Genomic DNA, 18,080 nt, shown 5'->3' with positions numbered 1-18,080 from the left:
CCGCATCCCGGTAGCTGCAGCCTCTTCCGACGTTCTTCTCATAACTCACCTGCCCTGTGGCCAATCGCATCCTTTTTGGAATGCGCCTCAGCCCGCCATCCCGCGAGAAATAAGAAATATGAGATCTGCCATGGTTTGCCACAGCGATTTCGTTACAAAATTAACAGAGGAATCACAGGTACGTGGGGGCAGCTGCGCGCTCGTGGTACCAACTCGTTTCGAAACACCGCATTTCACAATTCACTACCGTTCGATGCAATTTGGTATCATTTACGTGCCTCTGTGACTGCCACTACTGTCACTGCTGGATATCGTTAGCAACTGGCAAAGCGAGCTCAGTTAGTGGCGGAGCGCACCTAAAAAATCGCTCTGTTCTGAACGTGACTTTAGCGTGGCGCTACCTTTTGCCATCGCAGACAAGAGCGCCTCAGCGTCCTCCTCGACGAGGAGGATGTTGCGATGGCTTGCAGTCACGAACGCCTCGTCAACAACGTGATCAAGAAAGGATTCGAGCTTCCTATAAAAGCCTGCGGTGTCGAGCAGCCCACAGGGTTTACTATGATAGCCAAGCTGCGCCCATGTCCATACTTCGAACAGTTCTTCAAGCGTTCCCAATCCCCCTGGCAAGGCGATAAAGCCATCCGACAGCGCTGCCATCAGCGCTTTGCGCTCGTGCATGGTCTCGACAATGCGCAGATCAGCGAGACCAGTGTGCGCAACCTCATTCTCGGCCAGTGCACGCGGGATTACCCCAATAACCTCCCCGCCATTGTTTCGGGCTGCATCGGCGATCGTCCCCATCAAACCGATCGAAGCGCCGCCATACACCAATCCGATGCCTGACGTCGCTAGAGCTTTGCCGAGGCGCTTTGCTGCGCTCACATAGTCTGGTTTCCGGCCGTTGTTTGAGCCCGAAAAGACGCAATATCTCAAACGCTCCTCCCATCGACAAATGACAAATGAACATTACGCAAGATTGGCTTTGAATATTCCAATCCACCAAGATCCGTTTCGAGCGCCCAGACCAGGGCACGGAATGGCGCGGCCAAATCGTCGTAACCAACGACTCATATTTTTGCTTTGGCGGCTTCTGGCAAGCTCAGCTCATCCGCTATGGGCCATTGCGATGGATCCGCATTAAAGGATGCGAGCAGTTCGACTTGCGCGCGACACCATGGCGACACCAGCAAGCGCCCATCCTGTAAGCTTTCGACAAACCATTGCCAATCCACCCATTGCCACGCAGAAACCTCATTCAGATCGGGTGTTACGCTCAAGGTTTGGCAGCGGGCGGTGAACACGGGGCACAATTCATGTTCGGTGATCCCATTCGTTATTGCTGCGCGATAGGAAAACTCGGGTAGCACAAGGCGAATGCCATTTACCTCTATCCCCAATTCCTTTCGAACCCGGCGCTCGATTGCTTCAATCAACGATTCACCCGGCCGCGGGTGCCCACAGCAACTATTGGTGAGAACGCCGGGCCATGTAATCTTGTCCGATGCCCGCCGCGTCACGAGCAGCTTCTTGTCGTCATCAAAAATGTAGACCGAAAAGGCAAGGTGCAACGGTGTATGGGCGTGATGGATTTCGGACTTTGGAGCCGTGCCGATGGCCTCACCATGCTCGTTGCACAAAATGACCTTTTCGGAGAGTGCATTCGTCGAAGTGTTCATCAAACACCTCCAGGGTTGGAAAGCTGCATGCAACCTGATCGGTGGACGGTCATCAGCCTCTTCAGAAATGGCAACGTGTGGAAGTGAACGCATGGCGTCGTTAAACTCAGGGTCAAGCCGTCGTCACACCATATCCATTAAGTTGCCCGAGAAGTTGACTTTCAAGACGCTGCGCTTGCCCTTCGTCCTCGACGTCCGCACTGATCATTCCGAGACGATCGACTAATTTTTCTACTACGGCGTTCCGACGTCCGGAGTCATTGCTTATAAGCGGACCCTCGAAATCGTGTTGCCAAGATCGGAAGTTTGCGGTGTCGCTTTTCCATCGAACCTCCCTTAGAGTTTCGAGCTGCAATCGCTGCGCTGTATCGGAGTCCATCCCGATGTGGCTCCAGATCCGTGCCTCGCCGCTCGGGTCATCAACTTTGAGGTTGAAGCGTTCTGCATCTTGCCAAACAGGCATGGTCTCGTCCTGAAGCATGCAAACGTAAAGAGCGAATTCTCCGGAATACTCGTTGACAAGGAACGCCTTCGTCTCCTCGAACATATCGGGAGTTTCCCCTGGATAACCGACAATAAACGATACGAAATGTTTGATCGTGCTTCCGTCTAGAAGCTCATGAGCTACACGATTTGCTCGCGCCGTGACTTTCTTGTCCATGTTCCTGAGGCTCGCATCGCTCATTGACTCGAAGCCGATGAACAGAGATTTGCAGCCGGCGTCTTCGAGCTGATGGACGAGCTCGGCATCTTTGATTGAATTTGCTCGCGTGTATGCTTCCCATTGAATGTCGATGGCAGCTAGCTTCGGCAAAAGCTCCCTGAGGCGCTTCGGAGGTACGGTAAACGTTGAATCCAACGCTTTGACGTAGCTTGCGCCGTTTTGAACTTTATAGTGCTCCCAATCGCTCGCGATTTTATCTGCGGACTTATATCTCCACAGGGGCGATGCAGCCGGGAATGAGCAAAATTTGCAACTGAACGGACAACCCCGCATCGATTCGTAAGGTACAACCGGTGCATGACCGGTTAGCGCGGGTGACGGGTATTGGTCCAGGTCGATATAGGCGATCGGCGTAAGCCGTGGTCGGCCATTTACATCGCGAAACACGAGATTAGGAACGCTGGTGGGATCACCTCCCTTGAGCTTACTGAGCAAATCCGGCAACGCAAATTCGGCATCTCCGCGAATGATAAAATCGACGCTCCCATGATCTCGCATAATCTGCATGAACTTGAGATTGCTGTATTGACCACCAAGGATCAGGATTGCATCGGGGAATCGCAGCTCGATCCAACTTATCGCCTGAAGCAAGCTGCGCCGGTCCCAGATGAAGGTGGTTGAGAGGAGAACGACATCGTAAGAACCAGCGGGTTCGCCTCCAACCCCTTTCCAGATATTTTCAGTTGGCATTGCGTCGAACTTAACTCCCCCCTCAGTGAGAATGGACTGCAGCGTGAAGGTCGTGAGGTGGAACGTTCGAGCCGGTTGGGACGCGCCTTTGGCAGCAGAGCTATTGCTCATAGCCCTTGCCCCGCCGCCATCTCGACGTGCACGAAGCAACGGCACGACCCCCCCATCGTCGGCTTTATACTGAAGGCGCGAGAGATCAAATCTGGCCCTACCAGAGCCGACGGCAGCCATTTCAGGATTGATAAGGAGCTCGAAGGATGAACCACGCAGCAGCCTGTTATCGGGAAATTCCGGCCCCATTCCGGAGATGAGCAAGATAGTCATTTTACCTCACGGTTGGCAAAGTTTCAGATTGACGCGTAGCTCGAAAGTAAGCTTTTGCTGAATCTCATGAGTAGACCTAGCCCAACGATCTAAGGTCCCGGGGGCTCCCAGCATCATGTGAAGCCGGGAGACGAGTGAGCCCAACATTCCCGCCTTCTTGCCAGTCAGGGAACTCGCGCTCTTGCCACCGCGCGTGTTCAAGATATTCCTCGGCAATGGCCGCTATCAGCGCCTCCCGCCGCATCGGATCGAGATGTAACAACTCGCTGATTTCGATGTTATTTTCCTTGGCGAACTGTATCGCGCAGCGATATCCGTCGATGTCCTCCAATACTGGCCGGAGAACTTCCTGGTTCCAGAGATCCGCCAATTCCTCCAGCAGGGATGGGCGCTCGTCCTTGATGGCAAACATTTCCGTAACTCGAAGTCTTGCCCGCGGCAGGAAAACATCCGGAGTCGCAAGACGCAGGCGCCTTACGTGCCACCTGAAACCGGCATTCCAATAGGAGTCCTTGGCCATGCAGTTCAGAAGGGAAATCGAACCGCCTTCGAGGATGAGGCCAGGGGAAGATTTGCGATCCTCTATTGCCGATATGAGCTGGAGATGAGCGGCCTCTGCTTCCATCACGCCTTCGGTGAGTGGGCGCGAATCTAGGTAGATTCGCTGGGTGGATTGCAGCTCCGACTCTAAAGGACGCCCGCTGCCGGTGGCGATTTGAGGGCAGCATTGTACTCGATCCAGCGCGATAACCGGCCATCCGGTCTCTCGTGCAATTTGGATTGCCAAGTCTGTTTTTCCGCTGCAGGTGGGTCCATAAATAAGATAGATTAGCATTAGCATCTCGCTCTTTTTTGGTAACTGGTGCCATCGGGCGTGACGCGGCACGTGCCGCTTGATCGGGTTTGAAAAGTATGCGCCGCGCACAGTATAAAAAGAACAAATGTCCGAATTCGAAGTCTCGAATCCAGAAATAATGATGGTATTTGTTCCGAGTACAACCTTAGCAACAGAGATTGGTGTTCGCAATACGGATGGAAACATTAAATATATACATTAATAATGTTAATATACTGATTGTAATGCCAGACTCCAAATGCTTGTACTAGAAGTTTCGTTTCAGTTGACATCGATTCCCCAACCGACCCCGCGGGTGATCAACTTGCAGGGTGTGCCGCCGCTAAACAACGACCATGTGTTGGACGGCGCGCATATCTTGCTGTCGGCCTACGACGACTGGCAGCTATACCGGGCGCCGCTGGCGGCTGGGGTCGCGGCCTAGCATTACAGTTGCAGTTTTAGTTTCAAATGAGCGCGTCGTGCGGCAGCTTGATGCGCTCGTCTCCAACATGACCATGCGATGATGTGGGCGGGCTTTATACGCCGCTGGGCAAGCTTATTCGCAATGCGTCGGACCTCTTGGATGGACCAGCGGATCAGATCGTAATGGTCGGCATCCTCGGTCTTTTTTGGGGTGCCGCATTATTGGCGCGATATCGGATCACAGCCATCATTGCGAAGGCGAGCATGACGAGCGAGACATGGCGATGCCAGCCATGCCACGAGCGGGTCTCGTTATGATCGAGGCCGAGTTCGTTCTTGGCTGTCTCGAAGCTATCTTCGATTGCCCAACGGTGACCTTCGACGGATACGAGCGTCTGAATGCCTGTTCCGGCCGGGCACCAAGTCGTGAAGAATGCGAGGTCGCCATCGCTGATATTGCGCCGGATCAACAAGCCACGCGTCCAAAGCCCGGTTTGCGTATCACTGTATTCGTCGGCATCGATATCGGCCAGTTCGCAGTAGGCCCAGTCATGAAGCCGCGCGCCTTTTGTGCCATCGCCAGCGGAAAGGCGATGCCATGCAGCCGGATCGAGATCACGGGCAATCTCAAGAGCGGTTCCTGCGACGAAAGGCTTACCAGACCAAGCGCCAAAATGATGGTCGGATTTAACCCCAAGAACGTAACCTTTGCAGGCTCGGCGCAGCGCTCCTTCGACGTCTCCGACGCCATACACCGCATCTGCTGCCACCCATGAAAACGGCACTTTGGCTGTCAGCGCCCGCCGAATCATATCGACAGCGAGGGCAGGCTTGGTAGCGAAGGCTACAGCTTCAGGAACATGAGCGGCGGCAAGCCTTGCCGGATCGCTGGTCCAACTCTTTGGCAAGTACAAGGCTCGATCGATAAAGGCATGACCACGATCGGAAACATAGGCGGTGAACACACCGATTTGGCAGTTCGTTACCTTGCCCGCTGACCCTGTATATTGACGTGAAACACCGCAAGATGTCTTGCCCTGCTTGAGGAAGCCGGTCTCATCAATGACCAGGACCGCATCATCTGTGGCAAGGTGCTCCACAACATACTCGCGCACAATGTCGCGAAGTCCGTCTGCGTCCCAGCGTCCACGACCCAAGATGGCTTGCTGTCGCCACGGACCAGGATCGCCAGCCGCCTCAGCGCGCATCCAACCTGTCTTACGGCGCTCATCACCTAACAAGCCGTCCAGGAAAAGGTTCGCAGATGCTGCAACGCGCTCCTGCGTAAACAATCCGCGCATACGCGCCTTAACTTCACGCAGCGACGATGCCCAAAGTTCCAACGTTGTCTCGATCGATGCACCCATCATCCATGACCTCCGAATTATGGAGGCCTATAGATTCAGAACTTGTAAAAATACGCAACTGTAATGCTAGGCTCAGGACTCGTTAAATCAGAGCCAGAAGATAACGGCGGCCGCGATGCATATGCTTGTGCGGATTTCGCTAAATCGGGACAGCGGTTTCAGCAAGTCGCGGACAACGGATGCGATCGAATCCCGGTTGCCTTGTTGCTGTTACGCGTGATTGTGTTCGGTTATTTCGTCGCCGGTCAAGAGCGCCGGCGTTTTTCGTTTGCGCATGCTGTCGCCTTCGAGAGTGATGCGGTGGGCGTTGTGAACAATGCGATCCAAAATCGCATCGGCCAAAGTGGCTTCTCCAATCATTTCGTGCCAGGCGGCCACCGGAAGCTGAGCTGTGATCAGGGTCGATTTCCTTCGATATCGCTCCTCGAAGATTTCGAGCAAATCGAGGCGCTGTCGGTCATTCAGGGTATGGGTTCCCCAGTCATCCAACACCAGCAACTGAACACGTGCCAGCTTGTCGATGAGGCGCGGAAAGCGTCCATCGAGCCTGGCAAGTGCGAGATCCTCGAAGAGCCGCGGCATACGAACGTAGAGGACAGAGTAGTCGAGGCGGGCCGCCTGTCTCGCAAAGGCGCAGGCGATCCAAGTTTTTCCAGTGCCCGTTTGGCCTGTCAGGATCAGGTTCTCGTTTGCCTTCAGCCATGCGCCCTGCGCCAAGGACAAGACATTGCGACGATCAAGGCCGCGGTGAGATCTAAAATCGATGTCTTCGATCGAGGCATTGGCAAATCGAAGCTTTGCTGTGGCGAGCCGATTGGTCAGCCGTCGGTCGGTTCGTAGTGCGATCTCGCGGTCGAGCATCAGGCCAAGCCGTTCGTCAAAGCTAAGATCATTTCCATGAACTTGCTCGATAAGTTCGCGATAGGCGGTTGCCATTCCGGCAAGACCAAGCGCACTCATCTGGTCCAGTGTTGGATGTGTCAGCATTAGATGTCCTTTCATTGGTAGTAGGTTTTGCCGCGGATATTGCCGTGCGGCGGTGCCGGCTTCACGGTCTCGCTTGCGGCAGGAGCCTGATCGAGACCAGATCTGAGAATGTTGGCGACAGACGAATAGGTCAGCGCATTGATGACCAACGCACGCCCACAGGCCAATTCCAGCCGATCGGTTTCGTAACGACGCGCCAGGGAGAGAATGCCCTGAGCGGATCTGTAGCCTTGCTCCGGGTGCGGCCGATCGCTAAGCAGACGCTCGATAAATATCGCAGTATTGGCCCCAACCTTCGCCGCTTCCTTGCGCAACGTGTGAGGCGTCGTGTTTGCATAGCGCTGGTGAGCTTTCGGCATATGCTCATTGACAGTGATATGGCCGGAACGCTGGGAGCTTCGGATGTGGCTGGCGACCCGCTTGTGGTCAAAGAAGATCTCGACCGCTCGATACGTCAGCCTGATATCGACCTTCCTGCCGATCAGACCGTGCGGCACGGAATAGAACGTCTTGTCGACGTCGACATGGTAATCGGGATGAACCTTGGCGACCTTCCATTCCGCGTATTCAAACGGCGTTGGCGGCAGTGGCTTGAGCTGGGAGCGCTCGACCTCATCGAACAGGGCTCGCCGGGATTTTCCATACCGACGCATCGTACGGGTGTTAAGGTCCTCGATCAGAGCGCTGATGCGGATATTGAGATCGACAAGGCTGAAGAAACGGTCGTTTCGAAGTCTGGCCAGAACCCACCTCTCGACGATTAAAACCGATCCCTCCGCGGATGGTTTATCCCGAGGACGCCGCGGCCGTGCTGGCAATACGGTCGTATCGTAGTGTTCGGCGAAGGCAGCAAATGTCGCGTTCAACGTCGGTTCGAACCAGAGAGCCTTGGCAATCGCGGATTTGAGGTTGTCGCAGATCGTTGTCTTCGTCACCCCACCGAAGTAACTGAAGGCTCGCTGGTTCGCCTCGATCCAATCCGGCAGCTTCTGACTGAAGCTGGCATAGGAGAACACCAATTGCGATGCACTCAGCACGGCCACATAAATCTGTGCTGCCCGGATCTCGCCAGAAGACGGATCGATGATCGGGATCGTATGGCCGGCATAGTCGCATTCCATCGCGACACCAGCCACATGACGACTGCGATAGGTGGGTTTGGCGCGGCTCTCATAATCAGCAAATCGACAGCAGAACCAGGTGTAGCCGTATCCATCCGGATGGACCTCCCGGTATTCCTGCCATAGCAGGTTGAGCGTCACGCCTTTGCGTTTCAACTCGCTGGCCACTTTCGGCCAGTTCGGTTCCTCGCTGTCTCGAGGAGGTCGCCCCATCCGCCGGAATAGTCGCTGCTCCAGGAGCTCGTCATCATCCAGACCGGGTGGAAGTGGCCATGCTGCAAGCCCCGCCTCCCGCGCCCGCAGCAGATACGTTGAGACCGACGTCTTGCTCATCTTCAGCCGCTCAGAAACGGCGCGTATCGACAATTCCTGCTCGAACGTCAGCCGCAGTATCGATCGAATGTCTTTCACATCAGTATGTCTCGCTTGCTTCCGTCTAGGCATTAGATCCTCGCTTAAAACACGAGAACAAATTGCCAGATCGGCGCTCACGAAATTCGATCTAAATCCGCTGTCGCTTCTGTCCGCGACTTACTGAATTTGCTGTCCCGAACTTTCTGAATTCGGTGTCCGCGACTTACTGAAATCTTTGTCCGGGACTTTGTGAAACCCGCATGCTTGAGAAGAAGGTGTGAGCGCAACGGTCGTATCGGGTGTGAATTCGCCTCCAGTCCTTGAGCCTGCCGAACATGTTTTCGATCTTGTGCCGCTTTTTGTAGAGCGCTGGATCGTGCGGGATCGGCACCTTGCGGTTTGCCCGTGATGGAATGCAGGCCGTTATCTTGCGTTGCGCCAAGGCGTCTCGAAACCAGTCGGCGTCATATCCCTTGTCGGCAAGAAGCGTCTTTGCCTTGGGAAAAGCATGCAGCATCCGCGCGGCACCTTTGTAGTCGCTCATCTGCCCTTCGCTCAAGAGCAGGATCAGTGGCCGACCGTGACCATCGCAAACAGCATGCAGCTTGGAGTTCAACCCGCCTTTGGTGCGTCCGATACGTCGGGGAACATCCCCTTTTTTAGCAGGCTGGCTGCGGTGCGATGGGCTTTCAAATGGGTCGCGTCGATCATCAATTGCTCAGGCTTGCCCCGCTTTGCTGTCAGTTCGGCCAGTATGCGATTGAACACCCCGAGCCTGCTCCACCGGATGAAGCGGTTGTAGATCGTCTTGTGCGGCCCATACTCTTTGGGAGCGTCACGCCATCGCAACCCATTGCGCAGAACGAAGATGATGCCGCTCAAGACACGCCTGTCATCCACGCGCGGAACGCCATGCGATAGCGGAAAATAAGGCTCGATACGGCGCATTTGCGCGTCTGACAAAAACATCAAATCACTCATGGCGGTCCCTCCGTTCGATCCCAGTGAACCAGAACCGAGGAAACCCCGCAAGCTATTTAATAGGTCCTGAGCCTAGCATTACAGTTGCGTATTTTTACAAGTTCTGAATCTATAGGCCTCCATGATTCGGAGGTCATGGATGATGGGTGCATCGATCGAGACAACGTTGGAACTTTGGGCATCGTCGCTGCGTGAAGTTAAGGCGCGTATGCGCGGATTGTTTACGCAGGAGCGCGTTGCAGCATCTGCGAACCTTTTCCTGGACGGCTTGTTAGGTGATGAGCGCCGTAAGACAGGTTGGATGCGCGCTGAGGCGGCTGGCGATCCTGGTCCGTGGCGACAGCAAGCCATCTTGGGTCGTGGACGCTGGGACGCAGACGGACTTCGCGACATTGTGCGCGAGTATGTTGTGGAGCACCTTGCCACAGATGATGCGGTCCTGGTCATTGATGAGACCGGCTTCCTCAAGCAGGGCAAGACATCTTGCGGTGTTTCACGTCAATATACAGGGTCAGCGGGCAAGGTAACGAACTGCCAAATCGGTGTGTTCACCGCCTATGTTTCCGATCGTGGTCATGCCTTTATCGATCGAGCCTTGTACTTGCCAAAGAGTTGGACCAGCGATCCGGCAAGGCTTGCCGCCGCTCATGTTCCTGAAGCTGTAGCCTTCGCTACCAAGCCTGCCCTCGCTGTCGATATGATTCGGCGGGCGCTGACAGCCAAAGTGCCGTTTTCATGGGTGGCAGCAGATGCGGTGTATGGCGTCGGAGACGTCGAAGGAGCGCTGCGCCGAGCCTGCAAAGGTTACGTTCTTGGGGTTAAATCCGACCATCATTTTGGCGCTTGGTCTGGTAAGCCTTTCGTCGCAGGAACCGCTCTTGAGATTGCCCGTGATCTCGATCCGGCTGCATGGCATCGCCTTTCCGCTGGCGATGGCACAAAAGGCGCGCGGCTTCATGACTGGGCCTACTGCGAACTGGCCGATATCGATGCCGACGAATACAGTGATACGCAAACCGGGCTTTGGACGCGTGGCTTGTTGATCCGGCGCAATATCAGCGATGGCGACCTCGCATTCTTCACGACTTGGTGCCCGGCCGGAACAGGCATTCAGACGCTCGTATCCGTCGAAGGTCACCGTTGGGCAATCGAAGATAGCTTCGAGACAGCCAAGAACGAACTCGGCCTCGATCATAACGAGACCCGCTCGTGGCATGGCTGGCATCGCCATGTCTCGCTCGTCATGCTCGCCTTCGCAATGATGGCTGTGATCCGATATCGCGCCAATAATGCGGCACCCCAAAAAAGACCGAGGATGCCGACCATTACGATCTGATCCGCTGGTCCATCCAAGAGGTCCGACGCATTGCGAATAAGCTTGCCCAGCGGCGTATAAAGCCCGCCCACATCATCGCATGGTCATGTTGGAGACGAGCGCATCAAGCTGCCGCACGACGCGCTCATTTGAAACTAAAACTGCAACTGTAATGCTAGATTGACCTGCCGGTTCTGATCTTATGGCATGGGGTGGCGGCCTTCGTGTTGACCACGGACAGAAGCATGATCCTGGTGACGAGATTTTGGTACTGAGGGACTTGACGAACAAAGGCCCATTACAGAAGCTCTACTTTGGCAGAATTGAATTTTTCCTTTGAAAGTGCTGTTGACAATGCGGACATCGGATCTGTGCTGTTGGTACAGCAAGCGCATTGATCACGGCTCGACGGACGGCTGGCAAGGTCGGTTCAGGCGGCCCACGGCGAACTTGTTGCTTCTTTTTTTCCCGCTTTGCAGTTTGCAATCTCTGGTGCTGGAGAAAAGCATAAGCGATCATCGTCATCAGAGCGTGCCGATGTAGGCCTTGCCACGATCGGCCCTCGAAGTGATCGAGACCGAGCTCCTCTTTCATCTGCTGATGCGCCTGTTCGCAGACCCATCTCGCCTTAATCGCGGCCGCCAGCACTTTCAATGTCGCATCGACCGGCAAGTTGGACAGATAGTATTTGCGCTCGTCGTTTGATCGCCATTCGCCAACTAGCCAGGCTGCTTCGCCCGGCATGTGCTGCTGTCCCTTGTCATAGATGCGCTGCGGCGTGCCATCGGCGATCCGGATGCGCAATGCTGCAAACCGTGCGGTCAGGCGACTTTTGCACGCATCCGAGGAAGGCCGTCTTGTACGGATGAGGAATATGGAAGAGCACTGGCTATATCGACGTCAATATAGCCGGTGTTGTAGCCATGGACATTATCAGAGACCGTAAACAGGTGAGCCGCCTTGAGATTGTGGACAGCGGTCGGCGCCGCCGGTTCAGTGACGAAGCCAAGCTTGCGATTGTAGCAGAGAGCCTCTCTGCTCCCCGGCAGGTGACGGTTACAGCCCAGCGCCATGGGATCACCCGCTTTCAGTTGAATAGCTGGCGCAAGGTGGCGCGGGAAGGAAGGCTTGGCAATGGTTCATCGGAAGGGTTTGTTCCAGCCCTGGTCGTTCCGGAACGCACCGTGCCAGGTGAAGATGCTGCGCAGATAGCTCCCACAGAATGCCGGACGCCGAATAGCAGCCGTATGGAGGTGGTGATCGCAAACGGTCGGCGCGTCGTCGTTGATCAGACGGTCGATGTGAAAGCGTTGTTGCGGATCATCCGCGGCTTGGAGACACTTTAACTATGAACCCGTTTCCGATGGGCACAACCGTGAAGGTTTGGCTGGCGACTGGCTATACGGACATGCGGCGCGGCTTTCCATCTTTGGCCCTTCAAGTGCAGGAAATCTTGAAGCATGACGCGCTGAGTGGTCACCTTTTCTGCTTCAGGGGTCGTCGTTCTGACGTGATCAAGATCATCTGGCATGACGGATTGGGCGCCTGCCTGTTTACCCGGCGGCTGGAACGAGGGCGGTTCATTTGGCCAAACGTGGAAGGTGGGGCGGTAACAATCTCGACAGCGCAGCTCTCCTATTTGCTGTCCGGAATTGACTGGCGCAATCCGCAGGAAACCTGGCGGCCGACGCGCGTTTGAACGTGTTTCCTGTTGAAATTCCTTCAAAATCTGATTCAATTGCGTCATGGAACCGCCGATTTCTCTTCCGTCAGATCTTGCCAGCGCTCACGCGGCGCTGCTGGCTGAACGCGAAGCGCGGCTGAAAGCCGAGGCCGAAGCAGCCAACGCGAAAGCGAAACTGTCGAGCACCGAGGCGCTGATAGCGCAACTGCAATTGCTGATCGGAAAGCTGGAACGCGACAAGCATGGGCCGAACCGTGAACGAACAGCGCGTCTGATCGATCAGTTGGAGCTGCAGCTCGAGGAGCTGGTGACGGCGGCGACCGAGGACGAAGTGGCAGCCGAAGCTGCCGCCGCCAAAGCCCAATCGTCGGTGCGAGCCTTTACCCGCAAGAGGCCGGTGCGCAAACCCTGGCCGGAGGATATCGAGCGCGAACGCATCGTCATTGACGCTCCCACTAGCTGCGGGCATTGCGGTGGTGAACGACTGTCAAAGCTTGGGGAGGATATCACCGAGACGCTGGAGGAGATCCCGCGCCGCTTCAAGGTGGTTGAGACGGTGAGGCCGAAGTTTACCTGCCGGGATTGCGAGGCGATCAGCCAGTCGCCGGCTCCATTCCATGTGACGCCACGCGGCTTCCTCGGCGCAAATCTGCTTGCGACGATCGTGTTCGACAAGTTCGGGCAGCACATTCCACTCAATCGGGAGAGCACACGCTTCAAGTGCGAAGGTATCGAGCTCTCGACCCAGACACTGGCGGACCAGGTGGGCAATGTCACCGCTGTCGTCCTGCCGCTATTCGACTTGATCGAAACCCATGTGTTCCAGGCCGAACGGCTTCATGGCGACGATACGACGATCCCAATCCTCGCCAAGGGGCAATGCACGACAGGGCGGATCTGGACCTATGTTCGGGACGACAAACCTTTTGCTGGTCCTGCGCCGCCTGCTGCGGTGTTTTATGCCACCAGCAACCGACGCGGCGAGCACCCGCAAAGACATCTGGCTGAGTTTGGCGGGATACTTCAGGCCGACTGTTACAACGGCTTCAATCCACTGTTCGACCGGACGAAGAAACAGATGCCGGTGACACCAGCCTTCTGCTTCGCCCATGCGCGTCGAAAGTTCTTCGAACTCGCTGACGTCTCTCGTCGTGCGCGCCGGGGCCAAGGGGCCAGGCCAATCTCTCCTGTGGCGCTGGAAGCCATCAAACGCATCGATGCGCTCTTTGCCATCGAGCGCGAGATCAATGGTATGACTGCCGACGAGCGTCTCGACGTGCGACAGGAGAAGAGCAAGCCTATCCTGGAGGCGATGGAGGATTGGCTGCAACACGAACGTGCTGTCCTATCGCGATCCTCCCCCCTGATCCAGCCGATCGATTACATGCTCTCGCGTTGGTCCGACTTCGCCCGCTATGTGGACGGCGGTAGAATTTGCATGACGAACAATGCCGCGGAAAGAGCGTTGCGCAGTGTCGCTTGCGGCAGAAAATCCTGGCTATTCGCCGGTTCCGATCGCGGTGCTGACCGCGTGCCGTCATGCTCACTCTGATCATGACGGCACGCCTGAACGACGTCGATCCCAAGGCATGGCTCGCCGACATCCTTGCTCGCATCGCCGATCTTCCCGTCTCGCACCTGCACAAATTGCTTCCATGGGAGTGGAAAAACCTCCGGCAGATTGATAACCCGGTTTCTCTGCAGGTCGCCTGATGGAGAAAGGGATCAACAAATGGGATATAGAAGCTCAACTCTCTACACGCTGAAATACGTGGCCGAAATGCTCGGTGAAGACGAAGACTTCCTGCACGAATGCTCGATCGAGATGTTCTCCGAAGACGGCTGCCTCAGTGCCTATGACAACTTTCCAGCGTCCGAATTGAGCGAGCACATTGTCCTCTTCTCCGAAGACGGCATCGAGAACCTCAAATACATCATCGAAGCCCGTAAGGACGCCGCCGGCGCATAAGAACCAGCGCAATCCGATCAGACTAGCCCGGCTCCGATACGCGCGCGAGGCCCTATCTCGCGGCCGTCCTCGGATGCTTACCGACCTTTTGTGCCGCGGCGCCAACTGACCTTCTTCCAGCTTGCAGATGCCAACATCGTTTCGGCGGCAACCGAAAGGGTGTCGGGGATCGAATGCTTGCGAGGACGGCCATGACCGGAGACGGGAAAGATCAATTTGACATCATCGGGATAGACCTTCTGATGCTTGGGGATACCGACCGCCCAGGTGAGGCCACGTTCACTTAAGCCCTTTCGGAACGCAGCCGACAGGCCGTAACCTGCGTCAGCCAGCACTGTGCCAAACCGGACACCGGTCACGATCAACCGATCGATCTCGGCAAGAGCAATCTCCGGCTTCGTGCGAGAGGTCCGCATGTCGTCTGGGACCCCAGCCTTCGCCATGCGCTCCTGATCACCGATCCAGCTATCCGGCAGGAACAGACGCAGGCCAACCGGGACCGGCACCTCGTCTCGCGCAAGCGTCACCGACACCAGCGTCTGGCAATTTGCTCTCTTGCCCAGCATCGAGGCATATTGCGGCGGGACTCCGACCGAATGATCACCCTTCTTCGGCAGGCCGGTGTCATCAATCACCAAAAACGCATCGGATGCGCCAACTATTCTGTCCGCCTGCAGCGCGAGCTCGGCCTCAAGAGGAACAGCATCCCAAAGGCCGTCGGAAATGAAATGGTGGAGGCGGTCGTACTGGCCTGGAGCGAACCGTTCCGCCATCGGCTCAATACTCTTGCGGTCTCCGGGACCGATAAGTCCCGACACATAAAGTGGACACATCTGTCGCCGTTTCTTGTGTCCAAGCTTGTTCAGAAATGGCTGCAAAAATGTTGAAAGCTCCGTATCCCAATCTGCCATATTGCGCCCCAAAAGTGAGAGCGCAAATCATCTCAAACCAGGCTTGCCCGAATCTGCCAAAGTAGTACTAGCTTCCCTCTTGGCAGCAGTGTCCGCCATACCCCTCGTGATGCTCTCAGCTCCTGAAACCCTGCGGCGCATCATGATCGGCGAACGCCGGCCTTTGCCGCAGAAGAAGGCGTTATGGATGGGCCGATAAACTGATGTTTCAGGTAGGCTTTTAAATTGAAACCGGTGCGTTGGATATCAATATCTCGTACGAGATGCTCGATGAAGCGCTGCCAGTTGACCATGAAACTTTATCACCTAGGCGGTGGCGCGCTTCTTGACCTCGGCATCTATCCAATCTCGTTTGCGGTGGACATACTCGGAATGCCGACCTCCGTTTCTGCCACGGCACGCTTCAAGGACACAGGCGTCGACGCCGAAGTCGTGACGATCATGCAGCATTCCGCAGGGGCGGTATCATCGACGGTCTCTGCGCTGGATATCGGCATGGCGAACACCGCGCAGGTATTAGATAAGAAGGCACGCATAGAGATAGACGACAGTTGGTATACGCCCACATCCTTCTGCGTTGTCGATCATCAGAATGTCGTCCTGGAGGAATTCGACAGCCCGATCGTCGGACGCGGAATGCAATACCAGGCGCAGGAGATGGAGCGGCTAGCAAGGTGGTCCGGTTCCTCATCGCTGATTCCGCCTGAGCAATCAGTCGATATCATGACTCTTCTCGATCTGATCCGAAACCAGATCGGACTGGTCTATCCGTTGGAGAATAGCCCGTCATGTCTGCCTACTGACCAATTTCCCGCATTGTTTCGATCCTAGCGACAGTTTGCGGCGCTTCTGTCTCGATTAGCGGATCGGTTAAGGATATCCGATCTTGCATCTGATAGAGATTGAGGTAGCGGCGCATTGACCACTTCTCTCAGGAGAGCCTGTTTTTCTGTTTCCGACATCGTGTTGCTCTCAGTGTTAAAGTTGAAACGCAGTGTTGGTGGCTCTGACATGCTCGGTTCACCAAACAGAGCCTGGAGATCACCAGCACCATGTAAAGAGGAAGATGTCGATCGATCTTCAGCCGTGGCGCTTTTCTCGTCAGTCGTGGTGGATTTTGCCAGATTATCGTCTGGTTGGATCGGCCTGGGCATTACGGAAGGGTTGTCGGTTAAATGTCTCTCGAAGCTTTTTTCCTCCAGAGGGTTAAAGACAACAGGCAAAGGCTGATACTTCAGAATGTTTGCCAACTCGTGTTCCTGCGCAATCTTACCAACATCAGTAGATTGTAACAAATTTGAATCTCGAGCGGGTGATGGCTCACCGAATAGCAATTGCGCATCGAACGTCTTGGGGATCGGCCACGAAGCGAGTTTTTCGTGTTCAAGACCGGCAGAATCGGGCGTTTTGGTGTGTGGAACAAATTCCTGAATGGGTGCGGTCGGTTTATTCAAAGGAGTGTTGGCCAAAGCGCTTTCGGTCCGCCCCTTTTCCGCTGGATGTCTCAGAACCTCTTCAAAACGCTCGTTCCAGGTCTTCATGTGTTCGGCAAATTGCGTCTCACGCAAATGCCAATCATTCGACTCACGCTTGCTCAGATTCTTGTATCTGCGTTGGACAGTCACCCCGAGGAACGTGTGCGATTCTCTTTTTACGTCCTTGTTGATGTAGTCGACCTCATGCTTATAAAGCTTCCCGAAAGAATGTTTTGCCCGTTTCAGCATCCCGGTGTTTGAATCATATACCGCCGAGCGCTTGTTAAACAGCCTCCTGTGGCTCAATATATCACGGGCAACTTCCTTTCCGTCATGGTCAAGCAAGGACCGATGTGACTTCGAGAATGCGCCCCCCAGCTTGCGACTGTACGTCTCGGATGTTTTACGGTCCCCGGCTTTGATCTGCCTCATGGACGAAAAGGAGCTTTTGCTGCTGACGAGTTCAAGATTGCCGTTGTCATCGCGCTCGAAAGTCTCCGACTTTCCTCCCTTTCGCCGAGTGAGTTTTCGATAAAGCCGGTTGTCAGCGCGACTTCGGTAGGGCGCACTCATTTCCTCCGAAACAGGTCGGATCAATGCGCTTCCAAGACGTCGCTTGTTGACATACCGTGTGCGGATCATCTGACCGCCTTCTCTTTTCCAGTCTTCCAGCACGCGTCCGCGCAAGTCTTTCTTCTGCCTAGCCTGTAACTTCCCATTGTCGTCGAAGACATAGCTGCTGCTGCCACGGAAGCCTTTTCTTTGATAGGTTTTTAGGTCAATTGCCCCCGAATGAAGGTTGCGCTGAAAAACCGTCCTGATTTTTCGCACGATACCGTGCTCACGGGTCAATTCGCCCTCTTTTTCCACTGAAAGCCGCTTGTTTCCAAGGCGCTTATAGCTTATCTCGCCCACAGGCCCATCGAGTCGGTCCATCAACCGAAAGTCGGCGGCGTATCTTTCTTGCTTTCCAGATGTCTCGAAACGAGAGCGGAGGTCAATTGCCTTTTGTTCTACCGCCAATGCCACCTGCCTCTGCTCAAAGGCGCGCTTGGCAGATCGCCTCTTTCCCAACGCGCGACCCGGAACAGCTTTTTTGCTTATACTAACCATGACGTAGCCCTTTCATGAACAGGTGGATTCGAGAAACGTCCGATGAGGGACCACACGAGGAAAAAAGCAAAACTTGCACCTCGTGTGAAGACAACATCCCTGCTTCACCGCAATCAGGATAACACTGG

15 protein-coding genes and 2 pseudogenes are annotated in these 18,080 nt (G+C 55.2%); 6 read left to right on the top strand and 11 right to left on the bottom strand.

Annotated elements, in window-relative coordinates:
• Positions 1-339: 339 nt before the first annotated feature.
• The 8 genes from PR018_RS26155 to PR018_RS26120 form a co-directional block, all read right to left on the bottom strand.
• On the bottom strand, positions 340-933 hold the full coding sequence (locus PR018_RS26155) for an LOG family protein (RefSeq protein ID WP_142832315.1): 594 nt from the start codon (positions 931-933) through the stop codon (positions 340-342).
• Between the two features lie 134 nt (positions 934-1,067).
• Positions 1,068-1,676, bottom strand: coding sequence for an isopentenyl-diphosphate Delta-isomerase (gene idi / locus PR018_RS26150; RefSeq protein WP_142832314.1), 609 nt, complete (start codon positions 1,674-1,676; stop codon positions 1,068-1,070).
• A gap of 112 nt (positions 1,677-1,788) precedes the next feature.
• Positions 1,789-3,414, bottom strand: a complete 1,626-nt coding sequence (locus PR018_RS26145) for a B12-binding domain-containing radical SAM protein (RefSeq protein ID WP_142832313.1) — start codon at positions 3,412-3,414, stop codon at positions 1,789-1,791.
• A gap of 76 nt (positions 3,415-3,490) precedes the next feature.
• Positions 3,491-4,249: an isopentenyl transferase family protein gene (locus tag PR018_RS26140; protein WP_142832312.1), complete on the bottom strand. Its 759-nt coding sequence runs from the start codon at positions 4,247-4,249 to the stop codon at positions 3,491-3,493.
• 599 nt (positions 4,250-4,848) lie between these two features.
• Positions 4,849-6,063: an IS701 family transposase gene (locus tag PR018_RS26135; protein ID WP_142832624.1), complete on the bottom strand. Its 1,215-nt coding sequence runs from the start codon at positions 6,061-6,063 to the stop codon at positions 4,849-4,851.
• A gap of 189 nt (positions 6,064-6,252) precedes the next feature.
• A complete protein-coding gene (gene istB / locus PR018_RS26130) occupies positions 6,253-7,029 on the bottom strand; it encodes an IS21-like element helper ATPase IstB (RefSeq protein ID WP_279621484.1) in 777 nt (258 codons plus the stop codon).
• An 11-nt stretch (positions 7,030-7,040) separates the two neighbouring features.
• Positions 7,041-8,594: an IS21 family transposase gene (istA, locus tag PR018_RS26125; RefSeq protein WP_279621519.1), complete on the bottom strand. Its 1,554-nt coding sequence runs from the start codon at positions 8,592-8,594 to the stop codon at positions 7,041-7,043.
• Between the two features lie 133 nt (positions 8,595-8,727).
• Positions 8,728-9,485, bottom strand: a protein-coding gene (locus PR018_RS26120; RefSeq protein WP_279621483.1) for an IS5 family transposase whose coding sequence is annotated in 2 segments (ribosomal slippage) — positions 8,728-9,152 and positions 9,152-9,485 — 759 coding nt in all. Because the reading frame shifts where the segments join, the coding sequence is not laid out codon by codon here.
• 121 nt (positions 9,486-9,606) lie between these two features.
• Here PR018_RS26120 and PR018_RS26115 point away from each other — a divergent pair.
• Complete coding sequence (locus PR018_RS26115; RefSeq protein WP_142832624.1) at positions 9,607-10,821, top strand: IS701 family transposase; 1,215 nt, start codon at positions 9,607-9,609, stop codon at positions 10,819-10,821.
• Positions 10,822-11,109: 288 nt separating this feature from the next.
• On the opposite strand, the pseudogene PR018_RS26110 reads toward PR018_RS26115, so the two are convergent.
• Positions 11,110-11,634 (bottom strand): annotated as a pseudogene (locus tag PR018_RS26110) (transposase); the annotation flags it as partial.
• Positions 11,635-11,723: 89 nt separating this feature from the next.
• Between PR018_RS26110 and tnpA the strand changes: the two are divergent.
• The 4 genes from tnpA (at position 11,724) to PR018_RS26090 (ending at position 14,453) form a co-directional block, all read left to right on the top strand.
• Complete coding sequence (tnpA, locus tag PR018_RS26105) at positions 11,724-12,146, top strand: IS66-like element accessory protein TnpA (protein ID WP_143123423.1); 423 nt, start codon at positions 11,724-11,726, stop codon at positions 12,144-12,146.
• A gap of 2 nt (positions 12,147-12,148) precedes the next feature.
• Complete coding sequence (gene tnpB / locus PR018_RS26100) at positions 12,149-12,499, top strand: IS66 family insertion sequence element accessory protein TnpB (protein WP_142832355.1); 351 nt, start codon at positions 12,149-12,151, stop codon at positions 12,497-12,499.
• Positions 12,500-12,545: 46 nt separating this feature from the next.
• A protein-coding gene (tnpC, locus tag PR018_RS26095; RefSeq protein ID WP_142832354.1) for an IS66 family transposase occupies positions 12,546-14,197 on the top strand; the annotation gives its coding sequence in 2 pieces (ribosomal slippage) (positions 12,546-14,016 and positions 14,016-14,197; 1,653 coding nt in all).
• Positions 14,198-14,216: 19 nt separating this feature from the next.
• On the top strand, positions 14,217-14,453 hold the full coding sequence (locus tag PR018_RS26090) for a hypothetical protein (RefSeq protein ID WP_142832353.1): 237 nt from the start codon (positions 14,217-14,219) through the stop codon (positions 14,451-14,453).
• Between the two features lie 80 nt (positions 14,454-14,533).
• Here the strand turns inward: PR018_RS26090 and PR018_RS26085 are convergent.
• A pseudogene (locus PR018_RS26085) lies at positions 14,534-15,364 on the bottom strand (IS701 family transposase); the annotation flags it as partial.
• Positions 15,365-15,634: 270 nt separating this feature from the next.
• On the opposite strand from PR018_RS26085, the gene PR018_RS26080 reads away from it, so the two are divergent.
• Entirely contained in the window at positions 15,635-16,195 is a 561-nt protein-coding gene (locus PR018_RS26080) for a Gfo/Idh/MocA family protein (protein WP_142832352.1), read from the top strand.
• Here PR018_RS26080 and PR018_RS26075 read toward each other — a convergent pair.
• A complete protein-coding gene (locus PR018_RS26075; protein WP_142832351.1) occupies positions 16,192-17,952 on the bottom strand; it encodes a hypothetical protein in 1,761 nt (586 codons plus the stop codon). The genes PR018_RS26080 and PR018_RS26075 overlap by 4 nt on opposite strands.
• Positions 17,953-18,080 lie beyond the last annotated feature (128 nt).

Origin of the sequence: Rhizobium rhododendri (assembly GCF_007000325.2) — a bacterium.
GTDB lineage: Bacteria > Pseudomonadota > Alphaproteobacteria > Rhizobiales > Rhizobiaceae > Rhizobium > Rhizobium rhododendri.
The sequence above is the reverse complement of the archived record's forward strand: the minus strand, read 5'-3'. Positions and strand labels throughout refer to the sequence as shown.

What these genes read in the sequence shown, in the direction of transcription:
- PR018_RS26075 (WP_142832351.1), bottom strand. Translation starts at nt 17,952, where the DNA reads ATGGTTAGTATAAGCAAAAAAGCTGTTCCGGGTCGCGCGTTGGGAAAG.
- PR018_RS26080 (WP_142832352.1), top strand. Translation starts at nt 15,635, where the DNA reads ATGAAGCGCTGCCAGTTGACCATGAAACTTTATCACCTAGGCGGTGGC.
- istB (WP_279621484.1), bottom strand. Translation starts at nt 7,029, where the DNA reads ATGCTGACACATCCAACACTGGACCAGATGAGTGCGCTTGGTCTTGCC.
- PR018_RS26090 (WP_142832353.1), top strand. Translation starts at nt 14,217, where the DNA reads ATGGGATATAGAAGCTCAACTCTCTACACGCTGAAATACGTGGCCGAA.
- PR018_RS26140 (WP_142832312.1), bottom strand. Translation starts at nt 4,249, where the DNA reads ATGCTAATCTATCTTATTTATGGACCCACCTGCAGCGGAAAAACAGAC.
- tnpB (WP_142832355.1), top strand. Translation starts at nt 12,149, where the DNA reads ATGAACCCGTTTCCGATGGGCACAACCGTGAAGGTTTGGCTGGCGACT.
- PR018_RS26145 (WP_142832313.1), bottom strand. Translation starts at nt 3,414, where the DNA reads ATGACTATCTTGCTCATCTCCGGAATGGGGCCGGAATTTCCCGATAAC.
- tnpA (WP_143123423.1), top strand. Translation starts at nt 11,724, where the DNA reads ATGGACATTATCAGAGACCGTAAACAGGTGAGCCGCCTTGAGATTGTG.
- istA (WP_279621519.1), bottom strand. Translation starts at nt 8,594, where the DNA reads ATGCCTAGACGGAAGCAAGCGAGACATACTGATGTGAAAGACATTCGA.
- idi (WP_142832314.1), bottom strand. Translation starts at nt 1,676, where the DNA reads ATGAACACTTCGACGAATGCACTCTCCGAAAAGGTCATTTTGTGCAAC.
- PR018_RS26115 (WP_142832624.1), top strand. Translation starts at nt 9,607, where the DNA reads ATGATTCGGAGGTCATGGATGATGGGTGCATCGATCGAGACAACGTTG.